At 70.0% G+C, this 514-nt stretch carries 1 protein-coding gene; it reads left to right on the top strand.

Annotated features, from left to right (window positions below; all coding sequences use genetic code 11):
• Positions 1 to 169: 169 nt before the first annotated feature.
• The coding region (locus BN358_RS25450; RefSeq protein ID WP_198018406.1) for a hypothetical protein at positions 170 to 514 on the top strand (345 nt) is incomplete at its 3' end.

Raw genomic sequence — 514 nt, 5'->3', positions numbered from 1 at the left:
GGTGTCCCACGGTGTGCTGGTCTACTTCCCCGGCTTCACACCCGCTCGGACCGTGGGAGATCGCCAAGTGCGCGCACCTGGCGGATGCGACCTCGCTCACCGTCGTGGTCACGGAGATCCCGGGCATGAGCCGGTTCGGGCACAGCATTCCGAAGGCGTCCGCACCGAGATGCTGCACGGACGGATCGACGCCTGGGCGGAGCTGAACCTCGCCTACGTCGCCGAGGCGCTCGAGGTCGGCGACGTCCGCAATCCCGAGTACATGCAGGTGCTCGGCTACTCGACGGGCTGCTCGCTCGCCGTCTCCGCGCTCCCGCTGCTGGGGGAGTGGGGGCCGATCGAGGGCCTGAACCTCGTCGAGCCGGTGGCCATCACGACCCGCAACATCGCCTCGCTGCAGGCCCACAACATCGCCGACCTCGGCCGGATGCCCACCGTCCTGGCCACGAACAAGGGCCACGAGTGGGTGATGGCCGCGCGCCGGTCGCAGCGCCGGGAGCCGTCCGTCCGCTAT

It is taken from the genome of Sedimentibacter sp. B4, from assembly GCF_000309315.1.
GTDB classification, from domain to species: Bacteria; Bacillota; Clostridia; order Tissierellales; family Sedimentibacteraceae; genus Sedimentibacter; species Sedimentibacter saalensis.
This window is presented reverse-complemented; position numbering and strand designations above follow the sequence as displayed.